The organism is Roseomonas elaeocarpi (assembly GCF_042433915.1).
GTDB lineage: Bacteria > Pseudomonadota > Alphaproteobacteria > Acetobacterales > Acetobacteraceae > Roseomonas > Roseomonas elaeocarpi.
Genome location: NZ_JBHLUN010000017.1, coordinates 1 through 25027, shown reverse-complemented (window position 1 = coordinate 25027; position 25027 = coordinate 1). Strand labels below are relative to the sequence as shown.

Genomic DNA, 25027 nt, shown 5'->3' with positions numbered 1-25027 from the left:
TCTAGGACGCGCCGGACGGCGCCCGGTCCGCCGTCGCGGCCTCCCCGTCCAGCAGGCGCCGCACCGCCGCGGCCACCATCGGCCGGCCGAGGTGGAAGCCCTGCACCTGGTCGCACCCGGCCTCGCGCGCCAGCGCCAGGTGGTGCGCGGTCTCGATCCCTTCCAGCACCACCCGCAGCCCGAAGCCGTGCGCCAGCGCCACCAGCGCGCGCAAGGTGCTCAGCACCCGCTCATCCTCGCCGAGGTCGAGGCACAGGCGGTCGATCTTCATGGCATACAGCGGCAGGTCGCGCAGGTAGGACAGGTCGCAGTAGCCGGCGCCGAAATCGTCGAGCACCAGCCCGACGCCCAGCTGTTGCAGCGCCCGGCAGTTCTCCGCCACCGCCCCGTCGAGGCGCAGCGGCATGCCCTCGGTGATCTCCAGCAGCAGCCGTTCCGGCGGCAAGCCGGTGTCGCGCAGGATCGCCGCCACCGCGGCGCCGAAGCCATCCGCCATCAGTTCCAGTGGCGAGATGTTGACGCCGAGCCGCACCGCCGCGGGCCAGTGCCGCGCCTCCTGGCAGGCCCGCCGCAGCACCCAGCGGCCGAGCTCGGCCATCATTCCCGCTTCCTCGGCCGCCCGCACCAGCGCCGCGGGCGACACCGAACCGCGCTCGGGGTCGTTCCAGCGCACGAGCGCCTCGAAGCCGACCGGCAGGCCGCCACCGACCGGCAGCACGGGCTGGAAGCGCAGCTCCAGCGCATCCTCGGCCAGGGCGCGGCGCAGCGCCGCCGTCAGCGCCACCGCGTCGCGCAGCGCGGCCATGGCGCCCTCGTCGGCCTGCGCGCGGGCGCCCGACAGGTTGCTGCCATCGGCCACCCGGTTGCGCCCGCCCTCCTTGGCGACGTAGAGCGCGCGGTCCGCCCGGCCCAGCAGCTGCGACGGCGACAGCCCGCGCAGGCCCCGGCGCTGCGACGCCACGCCCAGGCTGACGGTCACCACGGGCAACGCGTCGCCGCGCGCGGCATGGGGGATCGCCAGCCGCTCCACCGCGCGGCGCAGCCGCTGCGCGATCGCCAGCCCCTGCCGCGCGCCGCGGCCCGGCAGCACCGCCGCGAACTCCTCGCCGCCGTAGCGCGCCAGCAGGTCGCCCGCCTCCATCTCGTCGCGCAGCGCGCCCGCCACCACGCGCAGGCACTCATCCCCCGCGAGGTGGCCGTAGTGGTCGTTGAAGCGCTTGAAGTGATCGACGTCGAGCAGGATCACCGACAGCGGCGCGCGCGAGGCTTCGCGCCCCGCCAGCAGCGCCGCGAACTGCGCGTCGAACTGGCGCCGGTTGGCGACGCCGGTCAGCGCGTCGGTGGTGCTGAGCGAGGTGAGCGCCACCTTCTCGGCCGCCAACGCCTGCGCGCGCAGCTGTTCCAGCAGCGACAGCAGGTAGGCCCGCCGGTGCGCCTGCTCCCCCCGCCAGTTTCCCAGCAGCGTGAACAGCGACACCAGCACCAGCACCAGCACGTCCACCGCCACCACCGCCGCCGGCATCGTGCCTTTGGCCAGCATCAGCGCGGCGAGGCCCGCCACGGCCGCGGCGACGAAGCTCACCGCCCAGCCGAAGCGCAGGTTCAGCGTGGTGCCGCCGAAGATCAGCAGCAGCGTGAAGGAAATGGGGTAGAAAACGGCCAGGCCGCTGTCGGACAGCCAGAACTCGGTGGCCGGCACCGCCACCACCAGCACCATGCACAGAAACAGCAGCGCTTCGCGCCAGCGCGCGCGCAGCACGCCCAGCAGCCACAGCGCCACGCACGACAGCGCGGGTGCCACGGCGATGTGGGTCACCAGCGCGAACTCCGCCATGTCGGGCATCAGCCGCAGGTCGGCCAGCACGTAGAGCGCGTAGCACAGCATCCCGACCACCACGGCCCGGCGCAGCTGCGCCACGCGCTCCTCGCGGTGATCGCTCTCGTAGCGGGCCTCCACGACGGGCGCGAAGTGCAGCCGCCAGCCTTCGCGCGCGAGATCGGCCTCCACCGTGCGCAGCAGCGCCGCGCCGGCGCGCGCCTCCCGCCCGGCGGCGGTGGGATCGCCCGCCGCCCCCGCAGGCAAGGGCGGGTGCGCCGCCGCCGGAACGGCAGCGGCGTTCCGGCGCGCCCGGCGCCGGAAGGGGACCCGCCAGTTCCTCAGGTGGTACGCCCCCGCGCCGCCACCGGCCGCTGCTCCACCACCTCGCCGTCGCGCGCGAAGACCACGCGGTCATGGAGGTTGGTGACCACGCAGGTGTGGTTGGGGATGATGCGCACGCGCTCGCCGATCGCGGGCTTCACGGCGCAGCGGCTGACATCCACCGTGCCGTGCTCCTCGTTGACGCGGGTGATCACCGCGTCCGGGTAGTCCACCAGCAGCCCGTAGCCGGGCCCGACCTCGGGCGCCACCAGGTCGCTCGACAAGGTCTTGGAGCCGCAGTCGAGGATCGCGCGGCCCTCGGCCGGGCGGCTGATCACGGTGGCATGCACCACCATGGCAACGTCCTCGAGCCTGGCCGCGCCCGCGCCCAGCATGGCGCGGTCGTTGTAGATGTAGGTGCCCACCCGCATCTCGTCGATCGGCGCGACCTCGTGCACCCGCATCGCGCCCGGCGAGCCGCCGCCGGTCACCATCGGGATCTCCAGCCCTTCCGCCGCGAAGCGCGGCCGCGCCTCGGCCACGAAGCGCGCCGTTTCCGCCGAGGTCGGATAGGTCATCAGCCCGTCGAAGCGCAGGTTCTCGGTGGCCGCGATCCGCTTGGCCAGCGCCAGCGCCTCCTCCACGGTCTCGACGCCGGTGCGCTTGTTGCCGCTGTCGAACTCCACCACCACGCCGATCGGGGTGCCGGCCTCGCGCGCGGCTTCCGCCACGGTGTCGAGCGCCAGGTCATTGTCCACCGCGACGCGCATCCGCACGCGCTTGGCCAGCGCCGCCAGCCGCGGCGCCTTGCCCGCGCCGATCAGCGGATAAGAGATGAAGATGTCGTCCAGCCCGGCATCGGCCATCACCTCGGCCTCGCCCAGCTTCTGGCAGGTGATGCCCACCGCGCCGAGCTCCACCTGCCGGCGGGCGAGTTCCGGCATCTTGTGCGTCTTGATATGGGGGCGGAGCTTGATGCCGTGCCGGTCGCAGTAGTCCTGCATCCGTTGCAGGTTGCGCTCCATCACCGGCAGCTCCACCACCGGCACCGGGGTTTCCAGATCCTCCACGCGCATCGCCGCGAACCCTTTCCGTGTCTCAGCGGGCCCGCGTGGCGGACCCTGTTCGGCGGGAACAGCGTCGATCCCGCCTCCCACTCGTCGAGCCCGCTGTTTGGACCCGCGCCGGCGCCGGCGGAACCCCCCTTGTCGGACCCGGAACGGGTCGCGGATCGGGATGCGGAACCCGGCCGCCCCGCGCGGGGCACGAAGGGGCGTCGCCGACCCGTCTTGCCGGCACCGGCGCCCGTGGCCGGCCGGGCGGCGGCACCTCCACCGCCCGACCGCGCCCGATCGCGCGGCGCCACCCCGAACCCGGCCGCGCCGCCGGGCCGCTTCAGCCCCGGAGGCGCAGCGTCAGCGCGGCGTCCATCGACTCGCCGGGTGCCAGCAGCCGCATGTCGCCGAAGCGCGCCAGCTGCCGGCGGTTGGAAACGTCGGTGACGTGGCTCACCGGCTCCAGGCAGACCACCTCGCGCGTGCGGGGCGCGAAGAGCTGGAAGTTGCCATCCCAGGCGCCGGTGGCGCGCAGCTCCAGCGGCAGGCCCGGCATGTCGATCTCCACCACCCCGTCCCAGCCGGCGAAGGCGCCGTCCAGGCCGATCCAGTTCGCTTCCGGCCCCGACGCGCCCGACGAGGGTTCCACCGCCTCGGGCATGTTGCGCGCATCCGGGCGCAGCGCCGTGTCGGCCCGCATCCGCAGCTGCATCCCCGGCACGCGCCGGAACCACGGGTGCCAGCCCATGCCGAAGGGCATCGCTGCCGCGGCGGTGTTGCGCACCGACGCGCCGAGCTCCAGCCCCGGCTCGCTCAGCGCGAAGCGCAGCTCCGCGACGTAGCGGTAGGGCTGCGACGGGTCCTCCGGCAGCAACGGCGGCGCGTCCTGCACCAGCCGCGCCGAGTGCCCGTCATGCTCCGCCACCCGCCAGGGCCCCTGGCGCGCCAGCCCGTGGATGGCGGTGTTGTCCTCGGCGCCGTTGCGGGGAAAGCGGTGCTCGCCGCCCGGCCAGCGCAGCCAGCCGTCGTCGAGCCGGTTGCACCAGGGCAGCATCGGAAAGGCCCCGGCCTTGGCGGCGATCGGCTCGATGCCCTCGGGCACCGGCAGCAGCACGTCGCGCCCGGCGTGGCGCAGCGAGGCCACGATGGCGCCACCCGCGGGCAGCAGCACCATCTCCCAGGCGCCGGCGCGTAAGGGCAGCGCGCCCGCCCAGGCTTCCGGCGACGGGGGCGCCGCCGGATACGCCCCGCTCACGACGCGTCGTCGAGCGCGAAGGCGTCCGGCGCGCTGGGCTGCGCGCGGCTGTAGCCGCTCGCGGTGTAGCCGCCGCCCTGGTAGCGCTCGCTGACCGGATCGGCATGGATGCCGCCCACCTTGTCGCGATAGCTTTCGGCACTGTCCTCGGGCTGCCAGCCGATGCGGTCGCGGTGGTCGGCGCCCCAGAACGTCGCGGGGTTGTTGCTGGCGCCCCAGATCACGCAATGGCCGGTGCGCTCGGCCAGCACCGCGCGCTCCACCAGCCGCGCGAGGTCGCCGTAGCTCAGCCAGGTCGAGAGCATCCGCGCGTCCACCGGCTCGGTAAAGGAGGAGCCGATGCGGATGTTGACGTTCTCCACCCCGTGCTTGTCCCAGTACAGCCGCCCCATCAGCTCACCGTAGCACTTGCTCAACCCGTAGAAGCTGTCGGGGCGGAAGGCGCAGTCGGCGTCGAGCTTGGCGGCGTTGCCGGCCGGGCGCTCATGGAAGCCGATGCTGTGGTTGGAGGAAGCGAACAGCACCCGCGCCCCTTCGCGACGCGCCGCCTCGTAGATGTGGTACAGGCCCTGGATGTTGGGGCCCAGCACCGTCTCGAAGGGCAGGTCCGTGCTGGCGCCGCCGAAATGCAGGATGGCGCCGCAGCCTTCCGCCAGCCGCAGCATCGTCACGCCGTCGGTCAGGTCGGCGCGGGTGAAGGTCGCGCCCTCGGGCAGCGGGTCGGGAAAGGGCGTCAGGTCGGTCAGGCGCAGGGTCCAGCCCTTGGCGCCGAGTTCCCTGGCCAGCATCCGGCCGAGATTGCCGGACGCGCCGGTGAGCAGCACGGGCTTGGCGGGTTTGGTCATGCGGATCGTCCCTGCGGAAAGCGTGCCCGGCGGCGGCACCGCCGGATCTTGCGCGGCATCCTGCGCCGCTCCCGCCCGGGCGTGAAGCACCCCGTCCGATGATGTGGCGCGACCAGTGCCGGCGGGCAGGCTGCGAAACACCGGTGCACCGGTCAGCAGGGCCGGGCTGCCGATCCCGCTCGGCGGGCTGGCGAAGTCTGGGGGCCGGAAAAAGAAATGGGCTGGCCGGACACGCGGTCCGACCAGCCCAGATTGGCCGCCCCCCGCGGGGGCCACCATTCAACGACGACCTGCCGGGAATAGGCCGCCGCTGATTCTCGGGGGAACGGGCCAGCCTGCCCGAACCCCAAACCTCCGTGCCGCCCCGTTACCGGGCGGCGGGAGCTCCTGCCCCACCGGTCGCCCCGCTGGGCGACCCACTCGGCGCCCCATCAGGCGCAGCGGACCGAACCGCGCGGGCCGCGGCGCGGCGCGACTGCCGCGTGGAGCGCGGCGCGCCGTCGGCCGGCGCCGGGTGCGCCGCGTGGCGCTTCACCCGGGGCGCGGCGGGGCGGTCCTCGTTCACCCCGTCGCTGGTGATCAGCTGCGACCGCGACCGCGCCTCGGCCACGTGGGGCAAAGCGAGCAGCGGTGCCGCGAGCACCAGGGGCAGCAGGAGCAGCCGGAAACGCGCAACCATGGCAACGACGCCCAGAATCCCCTTCCCCGCCGACCTCGGCCGCCCCGTCAGGAGCCGCCGCGGAACGGTCCGGCGATGGGAGGCATCATAGCGGCCGCGCATCTGACGCACCGATGGGCCACCGCTGAAGTTTCGTTCACCTGCCCCGCGCCGCTACCGCGCGGCGGCCGGCACGTCCCCGCCGGCCAGGGCGCCCGCCTCGCGCAGCACCAGCACCCGCGCGGCGCCGTGCGCGCGCTCCGCCAGCGGCTCCCACCCCGGCAGCGAAGGCGCGGGATCGTCGCGGCCGACCTCCACCACCGCCACGGCACCGGGCGCGATCCAGCCCGTACGGCACAGCGCCGGCAGCGCCCGCTCCGGCAGCCCGGCGCCGTAGGGCGGGTCCAGAAACACCAGCCCGCAGGCGAGGTCCGCCCGCGTCGGCCGCGTCGCATCCACCGGCATCACCCGCGCCTCGACCCCGGCGGCGGGCCCCACCGCCGGGGTGCCCGGCGCGGTGGGGCCCGTCGCGGCGTGGCCTGGTGCGACATGGCCTGGCGCGGCAGGACCCGGCGCATCCCTGCCGGCGCCGCGCCCGCCGGCGGCCGCACCGCGCCCGCGCCCTGCCTCGCCCAGCAGCGCCGCGACGTTGGCGCGCAGCACCGCCAGCGCCGCCCGATCGTTTTCCAGGAAGCGCGCCCGCGATGCGCCGCGCGACAAGGCTTCAAGGCCCAGCGCCCCGGTGCCGGCGAAGGCGTCCAGCACCGCCGCGCCGTCCAGCAGCGCCCGCCCACCCCAGGGCGCGTGGAGCAGCATGTCGAACAGCGCCTGCCGCACCCGGTCGGCGGTGGGGCGCGTCGCGGCGCCAGGCGGCGCCAGCAGCCGGCGCCCGCGCCATTGCCCGGCGATGATCCTCACGCGCGCGCCGACCCGGTTGCGCCCCGCGCCCGCCCGCTGCTCACGGCTTGCCGCGGCGCTTGCCGCCCCAGCCGGTCAGGTAGGGGTCGCCCGCCCGGCGCGCCCGCGGCGGCCGCTTGCGCGGCGCCTCCTCCGGCGGCGGCGCCTCGACCTTGGCGGAGGCCGCCTCGGCCGTGCGCTCGCGCCCGCTCAGCACCCGCGGCGCCACGTCGAGGCCGAGCTGGTCGCGCAGGATCTTGGCGTTCACTTCCTCCACCGCGCCACGCGGCAGGCTGCCGAGCTGGAATGGGCCGTAGGCGGTGCGGATCAGCCGCGTCACCTGCAGGTCGAGATGCGCCAGCACGCGCCGGACCTCGCGGTTCTTGCCCTCGTGCAGCGCCACCGTCAGCCAGGCATTGGTGCCCTGCCGCGAGTCCAGCCCGGCCTGGATCGGCCCGTACTTCACGCCGTCCACGGTGATGCCCTTGGCGAGCCACGCCAGCGCCGCCTCGTTGACCTTGCCGTGCACCCGCGCGCGATACCGCCGCAGCCAGCCGTTCGCCGGCAGCTCCAGCTTGCGGGCCAGCGCGCCGTCGTTGGTCAGCAGCAGCAGCCCCTCGCTGTTGAGGTCGAGCCGCCCCACCGAGATCAGCCGCGGCAGGCCGGGGGGGAGCTTCTCGAACACCGTGGGCCGCCCCTGAGGGTCCTTGTGCGTCGTCACCAGCCCGTCGGGCTTGTGGTGGCGGAACAGCCGCGTGCGCTCGGCCGCCGAGATGACCTTGCCGTCCACCGTGATCGCGTCGCCCGGGTTCACGAAGGTGGCCGGCGTGCCCACGGTGCGGCCGGCGATCTTCACGCGCCCTTCCGCGATCATCGCTTCCACCGCGCGGCGGCTCGCCACGCCGGCGCGCGCGAGGTAGCGGGCGATGCGCTCGCCGCGCTCCGCCTCGCCGCCCGCGTCGTCCCCGGGCGCATCGTCCTCGCCGCCGCCGTAGCCAGCCTCGTCGGCCGCCTCCTCGTCGAAGCCGCTGTCGAGCCCGGCCGCCCCGAAGCCCTCGTCCGCCGTCACCCCGGCGGGCATCGCGCCGGACGCTTCGCCCCCTGCTTCATCCGACGCGCCGCCGGACAGGTCGCCCTCGCGACCCGGCGCCCCGCCGCCCCGCCCGCCGGGCGCATCCTCGCCGCCGAAATCCGGCTCCTCCGGCATGTCGCCCCCGCGCCGCCCGCTCATGCCACCCGCTCCACGCCGCCCCGTTCCGCGCTGCCCTGGCCCACGCTGCCCTGGCCCGATCCCGCCGGCTGCCCGGCCGCCTCGCGCCATTCGGCGCAGGCCCGCACGAAAGCGCGGAAAATGTCGCCGTCACGCGGGTCGACGCCGTATTCGGGGTGCCACTGCACGCCGAGGCAGAAACGGAACCCCGCGTGCTCGATCGCCTCCACCACGCCGTCGGGCGCCGTGCCGCTGACCACCGCGCCGATGCCGGGCGTCGCCACCGCCTGGTGGTGCGCGCTGTTCACCGACAGGCGCGCGGCGCCGCCGGTGATGCGCGACAGCAGCGTGCCCGGCACCACCGCCACCTCGTGACCGGGCTCGGTCCGCGGGTTCGGCTGCTCATGCGCCAGCGCCTGCGGAACACTGTCGGGGATGTGCTGGATCAGCGTGCCGCCCAGCGCCACCGCCAGCAGCTGCTCGCCCCCGCAGATGCCCAGCACCGGCATGTCGCGCGCCAGCGCCCCGCGCAGCACCGCCAGCTCGAAGGCCGTGCGGCCGGACTTCAGCACCACCGTCGCGTGCCGCTCGCCCCCACCATACAGTGCCGGGTCCACGTCGAAGGCGCCGCCCGTCACCACCAGCCCGTCCAGCCGGTCCAGGTAATCCTCGGCCAGGGCGGCGTGATGCGGCAGCACCACGGGCAGGCCACCCGCCGCCGCCACCGCCTCGCAGTAGTTCTGGCGGATCGCGTACCAGGGCAGCTTGCTCCAGCCGCCTGCGTCCTCGGCATCCAGGGTCAGGCCGATGGCGGGTCTCACGGGGGCGTCGAGGGCTGTCATGCGGGTGGGTTCCTGGAGGGCAGCGGCCCTGGTCCCGGCAGAAAGCCTGGGGCGCAGGAGCCTCGCGCCGGAAAGCAGCGTGTCGCGGGGACGTTGCCGCTGCTCTAGCGGAGATCGCGCCGGCTGGGGAGGCGGATCAGGGAGGGCGCCGATGCCGGCCCGGAGGGGTGCACCCCGGAGGAGGGGGAGAAAGTGTTCTCCCCCTCCCCGGACCCCGCCCCCTCATCTTTTTCTGGGAGCGCTGCCGCGGAAGCGTGGCCGGGGTCGTGCGCTCCGGCTCACGGAGCCGGAGCGAGGGACGTTCCAGCCCATGCTGGAAAAATCATCCTGTTCGTTTCAGCAGCACCGACGGCCATCGTACCGCGACCGGCCTCCACCCGCCGCGCGGCAGCGTTCCCGGAAAAAGATGAGTGGGGGTCCGGGGGAGAGAATTCCTTCTCTCCCCTGGCGAGGCACCGCCTCAGGAACACCCCACCCCACGCTAGGCGCCCACCACCACCGCGCGTTACTGAAGGAAACAGAAGGCCCGAACGGCCACGACCCGATCCAAGGAGTTCCGCGCCATGTCCCCAGACCTGCCGCCCGACCGCGCGGCCCCGCCAACGCGCGCTCCGGCCTCGCCCGTCGCCCTGCGCCAGGGTGCGATGGCGCGGCTGGCGCTGCGCTTCACCGCCTGGGCCGAGACTTGGTTTCCCGACACCTTCGTCTTCGCCGCCGTGGGCGTGGTCGTGGTGGCCGTGGCGGCGCTGGGCAACGGCGCCACGCCGGCGGCCATCACCAAGGCCTTCGGCGACGGCTTCTGGAGCCTGATCGTGTTCAGCATGCAGATGGTCTTCGTGGCCATCAGCGGCTACGTCGTGGCGACCTCGCCGCCGGCCGCGCGGCTGATCCGCCGGCTGGCGATGATCCCCCGGACCGGCCCGGGCGCGATCGCGCTGATCGCCACGATCAGCATGTCGGCCTCGTTCCTGAACTGGGGTCTGTCGCTGGTGTTCAGCGGGCTGCTCGCCCGCGCCATGGCGACGCGCACCGAGCTGCGGATGGACTACCGCGCGGCGGGGGCGGCCGGCTATCTCGGCCTCGGCGCCACCTGGGCGCTGGGCCTGTCGTCATCGGCGGCGCAGCTGCAGGCCAATGCCGCGAGCCTGCCGCCCGCCCTGCTGCGCATCACCGGCGTGCTGCCCTTCGGCCAGACGATCCTGCTGTGGCAGTCGCTGGTGATGGCCGCGGTGCTGCTGGTGGTGTCGGTGCTGATCGCCTGGCTCTCCGCCCCGCGCGGCGAGGCCGCGGTCACGGCGCAGCACATGGGCATCGACCCGCAGGTGCCGGTGGGCGAGGTCGCGCCGCGCGAACGCCCGGGCGAGTGGCTGGAATACAGCCCCTTCCTGACGGTGGTGCTGGTGGCGCTCACCGTCGGCTGGATGCTGCAGGAATTCACCCGCCTGGGCGTGGTGGTCGCGATCTCGGGCCTCAACGCCTACAACCTGATCTTCCTGATGCTGGGCCTCGTGCTGCACTGGCGGCCGCGCTCCTTCCTCAACGCCGTGGCGCGCGCGGTGCCGGCCACCACCGGCGTGCTGATCCAGTTCCCGCTCTACGGCGCGATCGCCACGATCATGACCAACGCCCGGGGCTGGGGCGATGTCAGCCTGGCGGACCGGATCGCGCACCTCTTCGTCAGCTTCAACACCACTGAGAGTTTTCCCGTGGTGATGGGCATCTACTCCGCGGTGCTGGGCTTCTTTATCCCGTCCGGCGGCGGCAAGTGGATCATCGAGGCGCCCTACGTGATGCAGGCCGCCAACGAGCTGCGCGTCCATCTCGGCTGGGCGGTGCAGGTCTACAACGCGGCCGAGGCGCTGCCGAACCTCGTCAACCCGTTCTGGATGCTGCCGCTGCTGGGCGTCCTGTCGATCAAGGCGCGCGACATCGTGGGCTTCAGCTTCCTGCAGCTGCTCGTGCACACGCCGCTGGTGCTGTTCATGCTGTGGTTCCTGGGCCGCACGCTGCCCTATATCCCGCCCGTGATGCCCTGACGGCCAGGACGGGACGCGTGCCGGGGGGCGGTTTCCCCTGGCACGGCTCGCATCGTGCCGGGATGCCCCGGCTATTCCGCGACGGTCTCGCCCGAGCCGCCGAACTCCGCCGGGAAGTCCCGCAGCTTCGGCAGCCCGTCGCGCATCGGCAGCACGGTTTCGGCGTAGTTCACGTGCACCTGCGGCACGAAGTCGAGGTCGGGGATCGTCGCTGCGAAGACGTCCACCATCTTCAGCGGCGGATGCACCGCCATCAGGTGCCCGCCGCACAGCCGGCAGTACTGGCGGTGGCTCATCTCCGTCTTGTGGTAGGTGGCGATGTGCTCGGCCCCCTTGCGCACCTCGACGGCCTCCGGCGGCCAAAGGCTGAAGGCGTTGACCGGGCCGCCGGACCAGGACCGGCACGACCGGCAGTGGCAATAGCCCATGGCGTTGGGCTGGCCGGTCACCTGGATCTCGACCGCGCCGCAGAAGCAAGCGCCCGCGTACGAACCGGACAAGGCTTCCTCCTCTTCTTCCGGCATCACCGGCGCGGAGTTTCAGCCGGCAGCGGCGGGAGGCAAGCAAAATCGGGCAGCATCACCGTCGGCGCCGAGGCCGCGCCGCCCGGTGACGCCGCCGCCCGGGGCGACACCGGGCGGCTTGCCGGCCTTAGCGCTCGGACTGCGCGTCGGTGACGTGCTCCATCCAGTCCACCCCTGGAACCGTCGAGCTTTTCCTGGAGGGCGAGGTGGCCCATGGCGGTGGTGAGGGCGGCACCGTGCCAAGGCTTCTCGCCGAGTGCGAACCGGACCGCGTCGCCCGGGCGGATCTCCTCCACCGGCCCGCCCTCGCCTTGCCATGCACGCCGGTGGAGATCCGCACCCGAGACTGGCCAGTCCGCCAGGCTGGCTCTATGGGGGCATGTGGCAGGGCCGCTCAGGCCCAGCGGCCAGCTTTCGGAGAACCACGGCGATGTGCCTGTTGTGTGCTCCCGGTTCGACAGGCCAGAGTCTCGCCTGCCGTGCCCACCTGCCCCGGACTTCGCACCCGTGATCGACCCCACCCTGCGCAACGGCATCAAGGCAATGCTCGCGGCTGCGGGCGCCTGGCTGGCGGACGCCTGGCCGGCGGACGGGGCGGCGAAGCCCTGACGGGTTTGGAACCGGCGATGCTGTTGGTCCAGGTGCTGGACCTGATCGGAACCTTCGTCTTCGCCCTCAGCGGGGCGGCGCTGGGCGTGCAGCGGGGCATGGACCTGTTCGGCGTGCTGGTGCTCGCCTTCGTCACGGCGGTGGTGGGCGGCATCGCCCGTGACGTGCTGATCGGCGCCATCCCGCCCGCCTCCGTCGCGAGCTGGCACAACCTGGCCCTGGCCGCCGTGGCCGGGCTGCTGGTGTTCCGCTGCTTCGGGCTGTTCGACCGGTTGCGGCACCCCGTGCAGTTCTTCGACGCAGCCGGGCTCGGGGTGTTCGCCGTGGCCGGGACGCAGAAGGCGCTGGACCACGGGATCAACTGGCCGATGGCGGCGGTGCTGGGCATGGTCAGCGGCATCGGCGGCGGCATGGTGCGCGACGTGCTGACAGCGCAGGTGCCGACCGTGCTGCGCGCGGACATCTACGCCGTCGCGGCACTGGCTGGCGCGCTGGTGGTGGTCGCAGGTGACGCTGTCGGGCTGCCGCCGACCGCCGTGGCCCTGGCCGGGATCGCGCTGTGCGTGTTCCTGCGGCTGATGGCGCTCTACCGCGGCTGGAAGCTGCCTGTCGCGCCATCGCGGAAGCCGGGCGCGCCCGTGTGACGATCGCCGCGCCGATGCCGGTCCGGTCGGAAGGTCCGGATCTGGTCGATCCCGGCGGAAGGCGGTGAGGCCGCCATTCGCCTGGGCGCAACCGCTGGTCAGGTCCGCAGCACGCTCCGCAAGAGCAGCGTCACGGTGGCGCGGGTAAAACCCGGCACGGTGGCAGGCGGGAAAGCTTCGCGCGGGCCGCGGACCTGCCACCCGGCCCGCCATCCGCGCACCCTGCCGGACGCCACCCCCATCCTCACCCGCGCCCCGCGACGATCCACCTACCCCGCCACGGCGCCCCGGCGTACAAGCCCCCGTCCCCGGCGCGCGGGGGGAACACGGGGTGGCAAGAGGAACGCGGCCCATGGCGACCGAGAACAGCACGCCGGTGGCGGAACTCCGGGGCGCGGCGCTCGCCGCCCGCCTGGCCGAGGTCCGGGCGGATTACGACCGCTTCCGCGCCCGCGACCTCAAGCTCGACATGACGCGCGGCAAGCCGGCGCCCGAGCAGGTGGCGCTGGCCGATGCCATGCTGACGCTGCCCGGCAACGGCGACGTGTTCAGCGAGAGCGGCGAGGACGCGCGCAACTACGGCAACCTCCAGGGCTTTGCCGAGACCCGTGCGCTGTTCGCACCCCTGCTGGGCGTGCCACCCGAACAGGTCGCGGTGGGCGAGAACTCCTCGCTCGGCGTCATGCACGACTGCGTCGTCTGGGCCATGCTCAAGGGCGTCCCCGGCTCGTCCCGCCCCTGGAGCAAGGAGGAGGCACCCGCCTTCCTGTGCCCCGTGCCCGGCTACGACCGCCACTTCGCGATCCTGGAGGAATACGGCATCCGCGCCATCCCCGTGCCGCTGACGGGGCGCGGCCCGGACATGGAGGCGGTGGAAGCCCTGGTCGCCGACCCCTCGGTCAAGGGCATGTGGTGCGTGCCGCAGTACAGCAACCCGTCGGGCGAAACCTACGCGCCGGAGGTGGTGCGCCGCCTGGCCGCGATGCGCACCGGTGCGCCGGACTTCCGCCTGTTCTGGGACAATGCCTACGCCGTCCACGACCTCCGCGACGCGCCGGAGCGGGTCGCCAACATCCTCGACGCCTGCACGGCCGCCGGGAATCCCGACCGCGCCTTCATCTTCGCCTCCACCTCCAAGGTGACGCTGGCCGGCGCGGGCCTTTCCTTCTTCGCCGCCTCGCCCGCCAACACCGCCTGGTACCTGGCGCGCGCGGGCAAGCGCACCATCGGCCCCGACAAGCTGAACCAGCTGCGCCACATCCGCTTCCTGCGCGACGAGGCCGGCATCCGTGCCCACATGGTGCGCCACCGCGCGCTGATCGCGCCGAAGTTCGACGCCGTGGACGCGGCGCTGCGCGCGCGCCTGGATGGCACCGGGGTGGCGCACTGGACGGCGCCGGCCGGCGGCTACTTCATCAGCCTCGACGCCACCCCCGGCACCGCGCGCCGCGTGGTGACGCTGGCCAAGGAGGCGGGCCTGGCACTCACCCCCGCCGGCGCCACCTGGCCCGGCGGGCAGGACCCGGAAGACAGCAATCTCCGCCTCGCCCCCACCTTCCCGAGCCTGGAAGACGTGCGCGCCGCCTCCGAGGGCATCGCGATCTGCATCCTGCTCGCCGCCCTGGAGCGCCGCGCGGCCGAGCCGGGGGCGCAGGACGCCGGCTGATGCCCGACGGCGCCGGCCATCCGCCGGAGCCGCCCGGCGCCCCGCCCTCGCCTGAGCCGGCATCCGTCGCCCCGGCATCCGCCGCTCCCACGCCCATATCCCTGGCGCTGGAGGAGGCCGCCGCCGCCGCCGCGCGCGGCGAGGTCCCCGTGGGCGCCGTGGTCACCGACGGGCGCGGCCGGGTGCTCGCCCGCGCCGGCAACGAGGTCGAGGCGCGGCACGACCCTTCCGCCCATGCCGAGATCCTGGCGCTGCGCGCCGCCGCCGCCGGGCGCGGGGAAAAATGGCTGGCGGACTGCACCCTGACGGTCACGCTGGAGCCCTGTCCGATGTGCGCCCAGGCGGCCTCGCTGTTCCGGGTGCGCCGCGTCGCCTTCGGCGCCTACGATCCCAAGGGCGGCGGCGTGGAGCACGGCGCCCGCGTTCTCGCCGCATCCTCCTGCCACCACGTGCCGGAGGTGATCGGCGGCCTGCGGGAGCGCGACTGCGCCGCGCTGCTGCGCCGCTTCTTCGCCGCGCGGCGCTGAGGCGCGCGTTCCGGGTCCGGCGCGTCCGGGCACCGGGCCCAGGTATTGGGCCCGGGTATTGGACCTGAGTATTGGGCCATCGGGCACGGCGTTCCGTGCTCCTTCGCCCCTGCCTTCTCCCCCGTCTTCTCCTCTGCCTTCTCCTGCGGGCCGGTGATGCCATCCCGCCGCGGGCGTGCTCTAAGGAGGCGCCGTGTCCGACCCCGTCCGCCCCACCTGCCGCCCCGACCATCGCCCGGGCCCCGCCATTCCGCCCCTCGCCGCGGCGCCCCCGGCATGAGGATCCTGGCCCTCGACGGCGCGCTGGCCCGCTGTTCCGCCGCGGTGTGGCAGGACGGCACCGTGCTGGCCGAGGCGATGCAGGACGGCGCGCGCGGCCATGCCGCCGTGCTGCCGGCGCTGGCGCGCGACGTGCTCCGGCGCGCCCTGCCCCCTGCATCCTTGCCCGCCGCACCCTCGCCCGCGACGGCCTCGTCCCCCGCTGCACCGCCCCCCGGTGCGCCGACCTCCGATGCGTCGTCCCCCGGTGCGCCGACCTCCGATGCGTCGTCCCCCGGTGCGTCGTCCCCTGGTGTGTCACCCGCCGGGCCGGCCGCCGCGGCACGGCCGCCCGAGCCCGGTGCCGACGCGCCGAGCACCCGCCCCGATGCCGTGGCGGTCACCGTCGGGCCCGGCGGCTTCACCGGGCTGCGCGCCGCGATCGCGCTGGCCCAGGGCTTCGCCGCCGGCTGGGGCGTCCCCTGCATCGGCGTCACGGTGGGCGAGGCGCTGCTGGCTGCCCTCGCGGCCGCCGGGGAGCCGCCCCTCCCCAGCTGGGTCGCGGTGGACACCAAGCGGGGCCGCGTCGCCCTGGAACGCCCGAACGAGGCCCCGGCCGTCTTCGCACTGGATGACCTTCCCCCGGCGCCCGCCTCGCTGCTGGTGCTGGGCGACGCGGCGCCGCTGCTGCGCGAGGCGCTGGCCGCGCGCGGCGCCGCGGTCACCCTCGGCCCCGCGCTGCCCGAGGCCGCGGCCGTGGCCGCCGTGGCCGCCCGGCGCCTGCGGGGCGAGCTGCCGCCGATCGAGGCGACGGAGCCGCTCTACCTCGAGCCGCCGGCGGTGCGCGGGGGATGACGGTGCCGGTGCTTCGCGCCCTCGCGGCCCGGGAGGCCGCGGCCCTGGCTCCCCTTCACGCCCGCGCCTTCGCGCCGCCGGAAGCCTGGGGCGCGGTGGCGCTTCGCACCATGCTCGAAATGCCCGGCGCCTTCGGCCTGGCCGTCCTGGACGCCCCGCCCGCCGAGCCCGTTCCGCCCGGGGCCAGCCCCGCCGGCTTCGTGCTGGCCCGCGTCGCGGCGGGCGAGGCGGAGCTGCTGACCGTGGCGGTCGATCCGGCCCATCGCCGGCGCGGCTTCGGCGCCGCGCTGCTGGCGGGCGCCGCCGCGGCCGCCGTGCTGCGCGGGGCCGAGGCGTTGTTCCTGGAGGTTTCGGAACACAACGCCGCCGCCCGCGCCCTGTACGAGGCCGCCGGCTTCCGCGAGGTCGGGCGGCGGCGGCGCTACTACGCCGACGGCACCGACGCGCTGGTGCTGCGGCTCGACCTCGCTCCCGCGGGCGGCAAGCCCACGACGGGGAGCTGAGCGGAGCCGGGGCCCTTGCCACCGGCGCCGCCCGGCGGGACACCCCCGCGCGACCCGCGGAGGAACCCACCATGTCCCGTTTCTGGATCGCGCTCGGCGCCGGTTTCGGCCTGCTCACCGTCGGCATCTCCGCCTGGGCCGCGCACGCCGCCTTCGCCGCCGATCCCGCGCGCGCCCACCTCATCCGCCAGGCGCTCGACATGCAGGGCCTCCATGCCGGCGCCCTGCTCGCCACCGGGCTGCTGGCGGAACGCCGCGCCGGCCGCGTCGCGCACCTCGCGGGCGGGGCGATCGCGGCGGGGGTGATCCTGTTCTGCGGCGCCCTTTACGTGCTGGCGCTCACCGGCACCTCGCTCGGCCGCGTGGCGCCGACGGGCGGGGTCCTGCTGATGCTGGGCTGGCTGCTGCTGATCCTGGCCGCCATCCGGCGCTGAGAACCGCCACACGATCCCGCCGCGGCCCAGCCAGATCACGGTGTCGCGGCAGAGCCCGGCGGCCTTCCTGCGGGCCGCGGAAAGCACGCCAGGGAGTCCCAGGCGCCGAAGGGTTCCGGCAAAGGGAAGCGGGAACCAGTGCGCCTTGTCAGCCGGTTCCGTGCAGGTCCATCGTCGAGATAAGCAGGCACCCGAGGCCCGCACGAGGATCTCCATGACCACCCCATCCTTCCTTGCCGCACCGCTCGCCGCCGCCCTGCTGACGGCCCTGCCCGCGGCAGCCCAGACCGCCGCACAAGCGCCCACGCAGCCCCTGCCCCCACGTGAGGTTCCGGCGAAGAGCCTGCCCGTTCCCACCACGGTCAGTCCCGAAATGCAGGCCGTGATCGCCCAGCCGCTGCGCAACAACTGGGACAAGCCCCCCACCACGCCCGACGGCTGGCGGCAGCTCGCCGAAAGCAATGTCGCCACCGTCGCCGCGCAGATCCCCGCCATGGCGGAGCGGCTGCGCGTTTCGGTCGAGCCCACCACCATCGACGGCGTGCGCGCCTACACCATCACCCCCGCCGACCTGCCGGAGCGCAACCGCAACCGCCTGGCGGTCCATGTCCACGGCGGCTGCTACGTTCTGAACCCGCGCGAGGCGGCGCTGCCGGAAGCGATCTTCCTGGCGGGCTTCGCGCGGATGAAGGTGATCGCCGTCGATTACCGCATGCCGCCCGAGGCGTTCTTTCCCGCGGCGCTGGACGACGCCATGACGGTCTACCGCGCGGCGATCCGCATGGTGCCGCCCGCCAACCTCGCGGTGTTCGGCAGCTCCGCCGGCGGTGCCCTGACGCTGGAGATGATGCTGCGCGCCAAGGCGGAAGGACTGCCGATGCCGGGCGCCATCGCCCCCGGCACGCCGATGTCGGACGTCACCAAGCAAGGCGACTCCTTCCAGACGAATGCCCTGGTCGACAACGTCCTAGTGTCGCCGGACGGCTTCTGCGACGCAGCGACGCGCTTCTACGCCAACGGCCACGACCTGAAGGACCCGCTGCTGTCGCCGGTTTACGGCGATGTCCAGGGTTTCCCGCCCACGATCCTGACCACCGGGACGCGCGACCTGCTGCTGAGCAACACCGTGCGGATGCACCGCGCCCTGCGTCGCGCCGGCACCGAGGCGGTGTTGCAGGTCTTCGAGGGGCAGTCGCACGCGCAGTTCTACCGCGACGACCGCATCCCCGAGGTCCGGGAAGCCTTCAACGAGATCGCGCTGTTCTTCGACCGCCACCTGGGGAACTGAACCCGGCCCCGCCGCAGCCCTGGGAAGCATGGCTCCCAGAGCGCCACCGCAGCTGGTTTTCCAGATGTGAAAAGGGCGGCCACCGTTGCCGGGGCCGCCCTCCTGATCATCTCGCCGCAGGAGCCCGCGGCGGCGCTTACAGCCCCGCCAGGCTCGCCGACACCGCCGACTGGTAGATCAGGTTCAGGACGTCGCGCGCCACCTGGAAGTACTTCGGATCCAGGCGCGGCAGCGCGATCAGCTCGTCGCCCGGCTGCGGCCCGACGCGCGGGTCGAGGATGATCTCGCCGCTCGCCTTGCGCAGCATCAGGTTGCCGATGCTGCCACGGTCCGAGAAGCCGCCGGCCTGGTCGATGAACTGCTGCACCGTCATGCTCGGCCGCCACACCACGGCGGTGGGCATGTTGACCTCGCCCGCCACCAGCACGGTCTGCGACTTCTCCGGGATCACGATGGTGTCGCCATCCTCCAGCCGCACGTCGGCGCAGCGGCCGTTGCTGTCGGACACCACCAGCCGTCCCTCGGGCTGGATGCGACGGCCGCGCTGGATGTAGTTGGCCACCAGCTGCGCCTCGGAGTTGCGGATCTCGGCCACGCCCGTGGTCGAGGAGGTGCCGAGGAACAGCTGCCGCTCCAGCCGGTCCAGCGTCTCGTTCAGCGCGCGGCGCTGCTGGGCCGCGATGCGGCGACGCAGCAGGTAGACCGAGTGCGTGTCGGCCAGCTGCGGGTCCACCGCCACGTAGTCGAGAAGCTGGCACAGCCCGGTGTCACGCTCGGCGATCAGCACCGAGGGGCCGATGCGGCTGCCCTCGATGTTCACGCGCACCGTCGGCGCCGGCGCGTCGGTGATGAAGCTCACCACGTCCTGGTCCAGCAGCGCGACCGAGCGCAGCTGCACCGTGGTGAGGTAGCGCGAATAAGGCTTGCCGTCGCGCGTGCCGCGGATCACCGCGTTGGTGGCGGCCGGCAGCGGCGCCGAAAGCTGGATCAGCTCGTCGCCGCTCATCGCGCGGCCCGGCACCTCGAACAGGTAGTTGTTGCGCACCGAACCGTCGACGCCCACCAGCGCGCCCTGCTTGCCAACGATGATGGTGTCGTCATCCTGCAGCGTCAGGTTGGGCAGCGTGCCGCGCAACAGGAAGGAATACAGGTCGACCTTGCCCACCGCGCGGCCGCCGCGCTGCACGGTGATGTCGCGGAAGGAGCCGCGCGCCGGATCGACGCCGCCGGCCCGCACTAGGAAGTCCAGCACCGTTTCCGACCCCGCGCCCGACCAGCGGCCGGGGGCGCGCACGAAGCCCGTGACGTAGACGCCGATGCGGTTGGCGTTGATCAGCACGGCGTAGACCTGCACCTGCTGGGTGTAGATCCGCCGCACCTCGCTCTCGACCACGCGCTGCAGGTCGCCCGAACGGGTGCCGGCGATGCGGATCGGCCCGATCGAGGGCAGGAACAGGTTGCCGTCCGGGTCGACCTGGCCCAGCGCCTCGGCCTCCACCGCGCCCCAGACGCGCACGCTGACGCGGTCGCCGGGCCCGATGCGGTAGTTCGGGTTGGGCGCGTCGGTGGCGGACGGCGCGCCGCGCGTGAACAGCGCCGCGCCGAACACGGTCTGCGAGGAGCCGGGCAGGCGCATCTGGTCGCCCAGCGGGGGCGGGATCTGCGGCCCGCCCTCCGCCTCGGTGGTGCTGCCCTGACGGTTCAGCAGGACGCTGTCGGGCAGGATGTTGGTGTTCTGCAGCTGCTGCTGTTGCTGCTGCTGCGCCGCGGCGGTCGGGTCGCCGTAGCCGGTCTGGGGGTTGTAGGCGTAGCCGCCGTTGGGCGTCTGCTGCACCTGGGCGGAGTTCGACAGCAGGCCCGGCACGGCGGATTGCACCGTCTGCTGCTGCTGTTGCGCCCAGGCGAGCGAGGGAAAGGCAAGCGGCACCATCAGGGCCGCCGCCAGGGTCAGCGCACGCATCGAACCTCGTCCCCCAAACTCAATCAACGACTTCCTGCAGACCCCCCCGGGTGTCAGGAAGCGTGCTCCTTGACGCCGGCCGAAACGAGCCAGCCCATAGCGTAGGCCACCAGCAGCACCGCGAACAGGCTGCCCAGGATAAAGCCGGCCCGCGGGTACTCGGCCTTTTCCGCCACCAGCGGCTGGGTGATGCGCGCGAGGAAGAGCTGCTGGCGCAGCGCATCCACCCGCGCCGCTTCCAGCGACGCCGTGGCCGAGGCGAGCTGCCGGTCGGCGAAGGTGCTCTCGAGCATCAGCCGCTCATAGCTGGCCAGCTGCTGCGGGATCGCCAGCGGGGCCTGCCCGCCGCCCGCCTGCGCGGAGGCCTGGCCCGGGCCCTGTCCCGGAACCTGCCCGCCCGTCATGCGCTGCCGCTCGGTGGCGACCTGGCTTTCCAGCGCCGAGATGCGGTTCTGCACGTTGCGCAGCAGCGGGTTGTCGGGGCGCAGGTAGGCCGACTTCTCGGCGTACTCGGCGCGCGCCTCGCTCAGCGAGGATTCAAGCTGCCCCACGATCTGCAGGGAGTTGCGCGCTTCCGTGGTCGGGTCCACCGCCCGCTCCCGCACGCGGAAGCTGGTCAGCGCCTCGCGCGAGGACACCACGCGCTGCTCGGCGCGTGTCACCTCGTTGCGGGCCACCTCCAGCGTGTTCTCGCGCCCGCGGGTGCCCAGCCGGTTCACCAGCGCCTCGGCCTCTTCCAGCAGGGTTTCGGCGATCAGCTGCGCGTCCTCGGGCCGGAAGGCCTTCACCGACAGCGTCACGGTGCCCGAGGTGCTGTCGAGCGAGGGCGTCACCATGCGGTTGTAGTACTTCAGCAGCGTTTCCGCCGGCGGGTCGCTGTACCAGAGCCGGGCGACCGGGTCCCAGTCCGCCTCGGGACGCCGCCAGATCTCCACCACGTTGACCTTGGAGCGCAGCTCGTCCAGCGCGTCGCGCGATTCGAGGAAGTCGCGCACCGCGGTGGAATCCTCCGACGAGGACGAGAAGCCCGCGCCCGCCAGCATGCTGCCCAGCCCGGCCGCCTTGTTGGCGTTGCCGCTGTAGCTGCGCACCACGAAGGTCGTCTCGCTCTGGTACTGCGGCGCCGCGATCAGCAGGTAGTAGGCCGAGGCCACCACCATCGGCAGCACCACGAAGAGCAGCAGGTTGCGGTAGGAGCGCAGCAGTCTTCGGAAGCGGGGACGCGCACGTGGCAGCGGCGCCGTGAGGACGCTGCCCTCCAGCGTCCCGGTGGCGTCAAAGGGACTGATACGTGGCGATAGCTTCATCGACGTCCTCGTAGATCTCGAGCCGTCCCTGGCGAAGGATGGCGGCGGTGCGGCAGAACATCCGCACCTGCTCCGTGTTGTGGGAAACCATCAGCAGCGAGGATCGGCTCAGGCGCTCCTCGAGCGCCTGCTGCGTCCGGTCGACGAAACGGGCATCGCCCGCGCCCACCGCCTCGTCGATGAGGTAGCAGTCGAAATCCACCGCGAAGGAGATGCCCAGCAGCAGCCGGCTCATCATGCCCGCGGAATAGGTGCGCACCGGCTCGTCGAAGTAGGGGCCGAGTTCGGCGAAGTCCTGCACGAAATCCAGCACCTGCTTCACGTCGATGCCGTAGATGCGCGCGATGAAGCGGGAATTGTCGGCGCCCGTCAGGCTGGCCTGCACGCCGATGCCCTGCGCCAGCGGCCAGCTCACCGTCATGGTCTTGCGGAAGCTGCCCTGGGTCGGCGCCTCGACCCCGCCCAGGATCTTGAGCAGCGTCGACTTGCCCGAACCGTTGCGCCCCAGGATGCCCACCGAGTCGCCGCGCTGCACCAGCAGGTTCACGTCCTGCAGCACCTGCTTGGTGCCGGAGCGCGTGTGGTAGGATTTCCAAACGTTGCGCAGCTCGAGCATGGCGCTACCCCGCTCTCGCCGCGCGCCGCGTCGGCCCCATCGCGCGCAGCGCCGGCCCCATCGCGCGCAGCGCCGGCACCCTCACGCCGGACGTGCCGGGCCGGCGGCAGGAGGCATCCCGCCTCGCCTGGTCGCGACCGCCGCCGAGGCTCACGAAAGGTTCATCTCAGGTTCGCCCCACCGCGCCGCCGCGCAGCAGCGGCCGCGCCGGAACCCAGCCCAGCTGCGGGTCCTGGCAGTAGAGCACGTTGCGGCTCTCGGTGCCGCCGCCCACCAGCAGCTCCTTGCACTCGCGCCCCGCGGCGCTCTGGTAGACGCGGGCGAGGCGCACGCTGGCGGTGCGTCCGCTGTCGGACAGAAGCACGGTTTCCTGCTGTCCTTCCGCCGCGCGCGCGGCGAAGAGGCCCAGCGCGTCGCCCGGCCGTGCCAGCTGCACGGGGCCCTGCGCCACCACCGGCGCAGGGCCGGTGGCCTTGCCGTCCCAGCCCAGCGAAACGCCACCCCGGCTGCAGGCCGCCGTCGCGAGCAGCAGCGGCAGGATGAGCAGGGCGCGCGCACCGGGTCGGCGTCGGGCAGGGGTCGGACGGTCCATAGCCCCACGATTAGCCGATCCGCGCGAAACGGGCAAAATGATACCGCATGAGCGAACACCCCTTCCCGGCGGTTTCCCCCCGCCTCCTGGCACGATGGCCACACCTGCTGGGTTTCTGGCCGGGCCTGGAGGCAGCCGCGGGCGGAAAGAACGGTACGATACTGCTCGCTTCCGGCGAAAAACCCCCGCCCGCACACCGTGGCGTTGTGCTGCGCGTCACCGAGTCGCCCTTCGATGCGCCCCGCTTCAACCACCGCCACGCGCCGCCGGTCCTGCTGCCGCTGCCCGCCGAGGGACTGCCGGCGGGAACGCCGGAGGAGTCGCCCGGCGCCCCTGCGCTGCTGCCCGCCCCCGCGCACGACGCGGCGGCGCTGGCCGAGGCGGCCGCGCTGGTGCGCGCGCGCCGCCTGGGCGGCTCCTCGCTGCTGCCCGACCCGGGCGCGGGCGCCCTGGGCCTGCCGCCCGGCGGCGCGGTGATCGCCTTCACCGCCGCCGCCGCCGCCGAGGCCCTGCGCGAGAACACCCGCCCCGTGCTGCTGGCCCGCGATCCCTGGCGCGGTTCCCATGGCGACCCGGCCGCCCCGCCGCCCGGCGCCCGGCAACTGCCGGGACGCCTGGCTCCCTGGACGCTGCTCGATGCGGCGGTTGAGCTTCGCGGCGCTTCCCACCCCATGGCGGTGCTGGCGCGGCTGGCGGGGGTGCCCTGCCCAGGCGCCCCGCCCGGCACGCTGGCCGGGGCCTGGGCGGCCGACCCGTTCCGCCGCCAGCCCTGCACCCTCGTGGAAGCGCTGGAGCTGCTGGACCATTGGCGCGACCGCGCGCGCGAGAACCGGCGGGTCGCAGTCTGCCTCGGCATCGCCTTCTGGAAGCGCGACCACATCCGCGCGCTGCTGGCCCGGGACGTGCCAGAGGAAGCGTTCATGGGAGCACCCGGGGGAGCGGCCGGGGGAGCGGCCGGGGAAGCGCCCCGGGGAGCGTTCAGGGGAACGCCCCGGGACATGTCCGGGGACGTGCCAGAGGACGTGTCAGGGGCCATGCGCCAGAACATGCGCGAGAACCTGTCCGGAAACGAACCGGGGCACATGCCGGCGACCGCGCCCGGGAATGCGCCTGCGACCGCATCCCGGAACGCACCTGGAAATGCACCCGCGACCGGACCCCGGAACGCCGCCGGGACCGCACCCACGGACGCCCCCAGGAATGGGCCCGCGCCGGGGAACGTAGCCAGCCCCGCGCCGCTGCGCTTCGCCCGCGACGCCGCCGGAGCCCTCCGGCTGGCCCGGCAGGCCATCGCGGCGGGCCAGCCCGGCGGCATCGCCGCCTGGGCCTCGCGCGAGCCGGCGGGGCTGCGGCAACCGGACAACCCGCCGGTCTTCGCGATCGAGGACGGCTTTCTCCGCTCGCGCGGGCTCGGCGCGCGCTTTCTGCCCGGCGCCTCCTACTGCCTCGACGAGGGCGGCGCCTATTACGACCCGGAACGGCGCACCCGGCTGGAAGCCATCCTGCGCGACGGCATCCGCGACCCGGCGGTCCTCGACCGCGCCCGGGCGCTGCGCGCGAAAATCGTGGCGCGCGGCATCGGCAAGTACCACCTGAGCGGCGCGGCGCCCGTGTTGCAGGCGCCCCCGGGCCGGCGCGTGATCCTGGTGCCGGGCCAGGTGGAGGACGACGCTTCCGTCCGGCACGGCGGCGGCGCGATCCAGAGCAACCTCGCCCTGCTGCGCGTCGTGCGGGCCCGCTGCCCGGACGACTTCCTGGTCTACAAGCCGCACCCGGACCTTGAGGCCGGCTTCCGCCGCGGCCGCCTCGCCTCGGCGGAACTGGACGCCGTGGCCGACCAGGTGGTCACCGGCACGCCGCTCTCGGCGCTGTTTCCGCTGGTGGCCGAGGTCCATACCCTGACCTCGCTCTCCGGCTTCGAGGCGCTGCTGCGCGAGGTTCCCGTGGCCACCTACGGCCGCCCCTTCTACGCCGGCTGGGGCCTGACGCGGGACTTCGCGCCGGAAGGCTTTCCCCATCGCGGCACCCCCCGCACGCTGGATGAGCTGGTGGCCGCCGCCCTGCTGCTCTACCCGCGCTACCTCGACCCGGTGACGCTGCTGCCCTGCACGGCCGAGCTGATCCTGGAACGCCTCGAAGACCCCACCGCCTGGAAACTGTCGCCGCTGACTCTCCATCGCGGGCTGGAAGGACACCTCAAGCGCTGGGTGGCCCGGCTGCGCGGGCGCCGCTGAGGGACCCGCCGGTGTCTTCATCCCGGGGAGGGGGAGAAGGAATTCTCCCCCTCCCCGGACCCCTCCCCCTCA

The 25027-nt window shown here is 73.8% G+C and carries 19 protein-coding genes and 3 pseudogenes; 9 read left to right on the top strand and 13 right to left on the bottom strand.

What is annotated here, in order from left to right:
• Position 1: 1 nt before the first annotated feature.
• From ACFFGY_RS20660 to ACFFGY_RS20625, 8 genes and pseudogenes are all read right to left on the bottom strand, one after another.
• Positions 2–2083: a putative bifunctional diguanylate cyclase/phosphodiesterase gene (locus tag ACFFGY_RS20660; protein WP_377046425.1), complete on the bottom strand. Its 2082-nt coding sequence runs from the start codon at positions 2081–2083 to the stop codon at positions 2–4.
• A 74-nt stretch (positions 2084–2157) separates the two neighbouring features.
• Entirely contained in the window at positions 2158–3216 is a 1059-nt protein-coding gene (locus ACFFGY_RS20655; RefSeq protein WP_377046424.1) for an alanine racemase, read from the bottom strand.
• Positions 3217–3535: 319 nt separating this feature from the next.
• Entirely contained in the window at positions 3536–4450 is a 915-nt protein-coding gene (locus ACFFGY_RS20650) for an aldose epimerase family protein (RefSeq protein WP_377046423.1), read from the bottom strand.
• Positions 4447–5295: an NAD-dependent epimerase/dehydratase family protein gene (locus ACFFGY_RS20645; RefSeq protein WP_377046422.1), complete on the bottom strand. Its 849-nt coding sequence runs from the start codon at positions 5293–5295 to the stop codon at positions 4447–4449. The genes ACFFGY_RS20650 and ACFFGY_RS20645 overlap by 4 nt, the downstream gene beginning before the upstream one ends.
• An 832-nt stretch (positions 5296–6127) precedes the next feature.
• A pseudogene (locus ACFFGY_RS20640) lies at positions 6128–6379 on the bottom strand (RsmD family RNA methyltransferase); the annotation flags it as partial.
• Between the two features lie 201 nt (positions 6380–6580).
• Positions 6581–6871, bottom strand: a pseudogene (locus ACFFGY_RS20635) (RsmD family RNA methyltransferase); the annotation flags it as partial.
• Positions 6872–7088: 217 nt separating this feature from the next.
• Positions 7089–7778: pseudogene (locus ACFFGY_RS20630) on the bottom strand (pseudouridine synthase); the annotation flags it as partial.
• A 299-nt stretch (positions 7779–8077) separates the two neighbouring features.
• The gene (locus ACFFGY_RS20625) at positions 8078–8902 is read right to left on the bottom strand and encodes a gamma-glutamyl-gamma-aminobutyrate hydrolase family protein (protein WP_377046421.1); all 825 of its coding nucleotides are present in this window, start codon (positions 8900–8902) and stop codon (positions 8078–8080) included.
• 563 nt (positions 8903–9465) lie between these two features.
• On the opposite strand from ACFFGY_RS20625, the gene ACFFGY_RS20620 reads away from it, so the two are divergent.
• On the top strand, positions 9466–10938 hold the full coding sequence (locus ACFFGY_RS20620) for a short-chain fatty acid transporter (protein ID WP_377046420.1): 1473 nt from the start codon (positions 9466–9468) through the stop codon (positions 10936–10938).
• A gap of 71 nt (positions 10939–11009) precedes the next feature.
• Here the strand turns inward: ACFFGY_RS20620 and ACFFGY_RS20615 are convergent, their stop codons facing one another.
• The gene (locus ACFFGY_RS20615; RefSeq protein ID WP_377046419.1) at positions 11010–11438 is read right to left on the bottom strand and encodes a GFA family protein; all 429 of its coding nucleotides are present in this window, start codon (positions 11436–11438) and stop codon (positions 11010–11012) included.
• 650 nt (positions 11439–12088) lie between these two features.
• On the opposite strand from ACFFGY_RS20615, the gene ACFFGY_RS20610 reads away from it, so the two are divergent.
• The 7 genes from ACFFGY_RS20610 (at position 12089) to ACFFGY_RS20580 (ending at position 18246) form a co-directional block, all read left to right on the top strand.
• Complete coding sequence (locus tag ACFFGY_RS20610) at positions 12089–12715, top strand: trimeric intracellular cation channel family protein (RefSeq protein WP_377046418.1); 627 nt, start codon at positions 12089–12091, stop codon at positions 12713–12715.
• 352 nt (positions 12716–13067) lie between these two features.
• Positions 13068–14381 (top strand): PLP-dependent aminotransferase family protein, encoded by a 1314-nt coding sequence (locus ACFFGY_RS20605; protein WP_377046417.1) that lies wholly within the window; start codon positions 13068–13070, stop codon positions 14379–14381.
• 95 nt (positions 14382–14476) lie between these two features.
• A complete protein-coding gene (locus tag ACFFGY_RS20600) occupies positions 14477–14908 on the top strand; it encodes a nucleoside deaminase (RefSeq protein ID WP_456316179.1) in 432 nt (143 codons plus the stop codon).
• A gap of 276 nt (positions 14909–15184) precedes the next feature.
• Positions 15185–16021: a tRNA (adenosine(37)-N6)-threonylcarbamoyltransferase complex dimerization subunit type 1 TsaB gene (gene tsaB, locus ACFFGY_RS20595; RefSeq protein WP_377046415.1), complete on the top strand. Its 837-nt coding sequence runs from the start codon at positions 15185–15187 to the stop codon at positions 16019–16021.
• An 8-nt stretch (positions 16022–16029) separates the two neighbouring features.
• Positions 16030–16524, top strand: a complete 495-nt coding sequence (locus ACFFGY_RS20590; protein WP_377046414.1) for a GNAT family N-acetyltransferase — start codon at positions 16030–16032, stop codon at positions 16522–16524.
• Positions 16525–16595: 71 nt separating this feature from the next.
• On the top strand, positions 16596–16958 hold the full coding sequence (locus ACFFGY_RS20585; RefSeq protein ID WP_377046413.1) for a DUF423 domain-containing protein: 363 nt from the start codon (positions 16596–16598) through the stop codon (positions 16956–16958).
• A 214-nt stretch (positions 16959–17172) separates the two neighbouring features.
• On the top strand, positions 17173–18246 hold the full coding sequence (locus ACFFGY_RS20580; RefSeq protein ID WP_377046412.1) for an alpha/beta hydrolase: 1074 nt from the start codon (positions 17173–17175) through the stop codon (positions 18244–18246).
• Positions 18247–18382: 136 nt separating this feature from the next.
• Here the strand turns inward: ACFFGY_RS20580 and ACFFGY_RS20575 are convergent, their stop codons facing one another.
• The 4 genes from ACFFGY_RS20575 to ACFFGY_RS20560 form a co-directional block, all read right to left on the bottom strand.
• On the bottom strand, positions 18383–20206 hold the full coding sequence (locus ACFFGY_RS20575; protein ID WP_377046411.1) for a polysaccharide biosynthesis/export family protein: 1824 nt from the start codon (positions 20204–20206) through the stop codon (positions 18383–18385).
• A gap of 53 nt (positions 20207–20259) precedes the next feature.
• Positions 20260–21513 carry a capsule biosynthesis protein gene (locus ACFFGY_RS20570; RefSeq protein WP_377046410.1) on the bottom strand — a complete coding sequence of 418 codons (1254 nt, stop codon included), beginning with the start codon at positions 21511–21513 and terminating at the stop codon, positions 20260–20262.
• Positions 21482–22129 carry an ABC transporter ATP-binding protein gene (locus tag ACFFGY_RS20565; RefSeq protein ID WP_377046409.1) on the bottom strand — a complete coding sequence of 216 codons (648 nt, stop codon included), beginning with the start codon at positions 22127–22129 and terminating at the stop codon, positions 21482–21484. Before ACFFGY_RS20565 ends, ACFFGY_RS20570 begins: the two co-directional genes overlap by 32 nt.
• 166 nt (positions 22130–22295) lie before the next feature.
• Positions 22296–22721, bottom strand: a complete 426-nt coding sequence (locus ACFFGY_RS20560) for a DVU3141 family protein (RefSeq protein ID WP_377046408.1) — start codon at positions 22719–22721, stop codon at positions 22296–22298.
• Positions 22722–22927: 206 nt separating this feature from the next.
• On the opposite strand from ACFFGY_RS20560, the gene ACFFGY_RS20555 reads away from it, so the two are divergent.
• The gene (locus ACFFGY_RS20555) at positions 22928–24955 is read left to right on the top strand and encodes a capsular polysaccharide export protein, LipB/KpsS family (RefSeq protein ID WP_377046407.1); all 2028 of its coding nucleotides are present in this window, start codon (positions 22928–22930) and stop codon (positions 24953–24955) included.
• Positions 24956–25027: the final 72 nt, after the last annotated feature.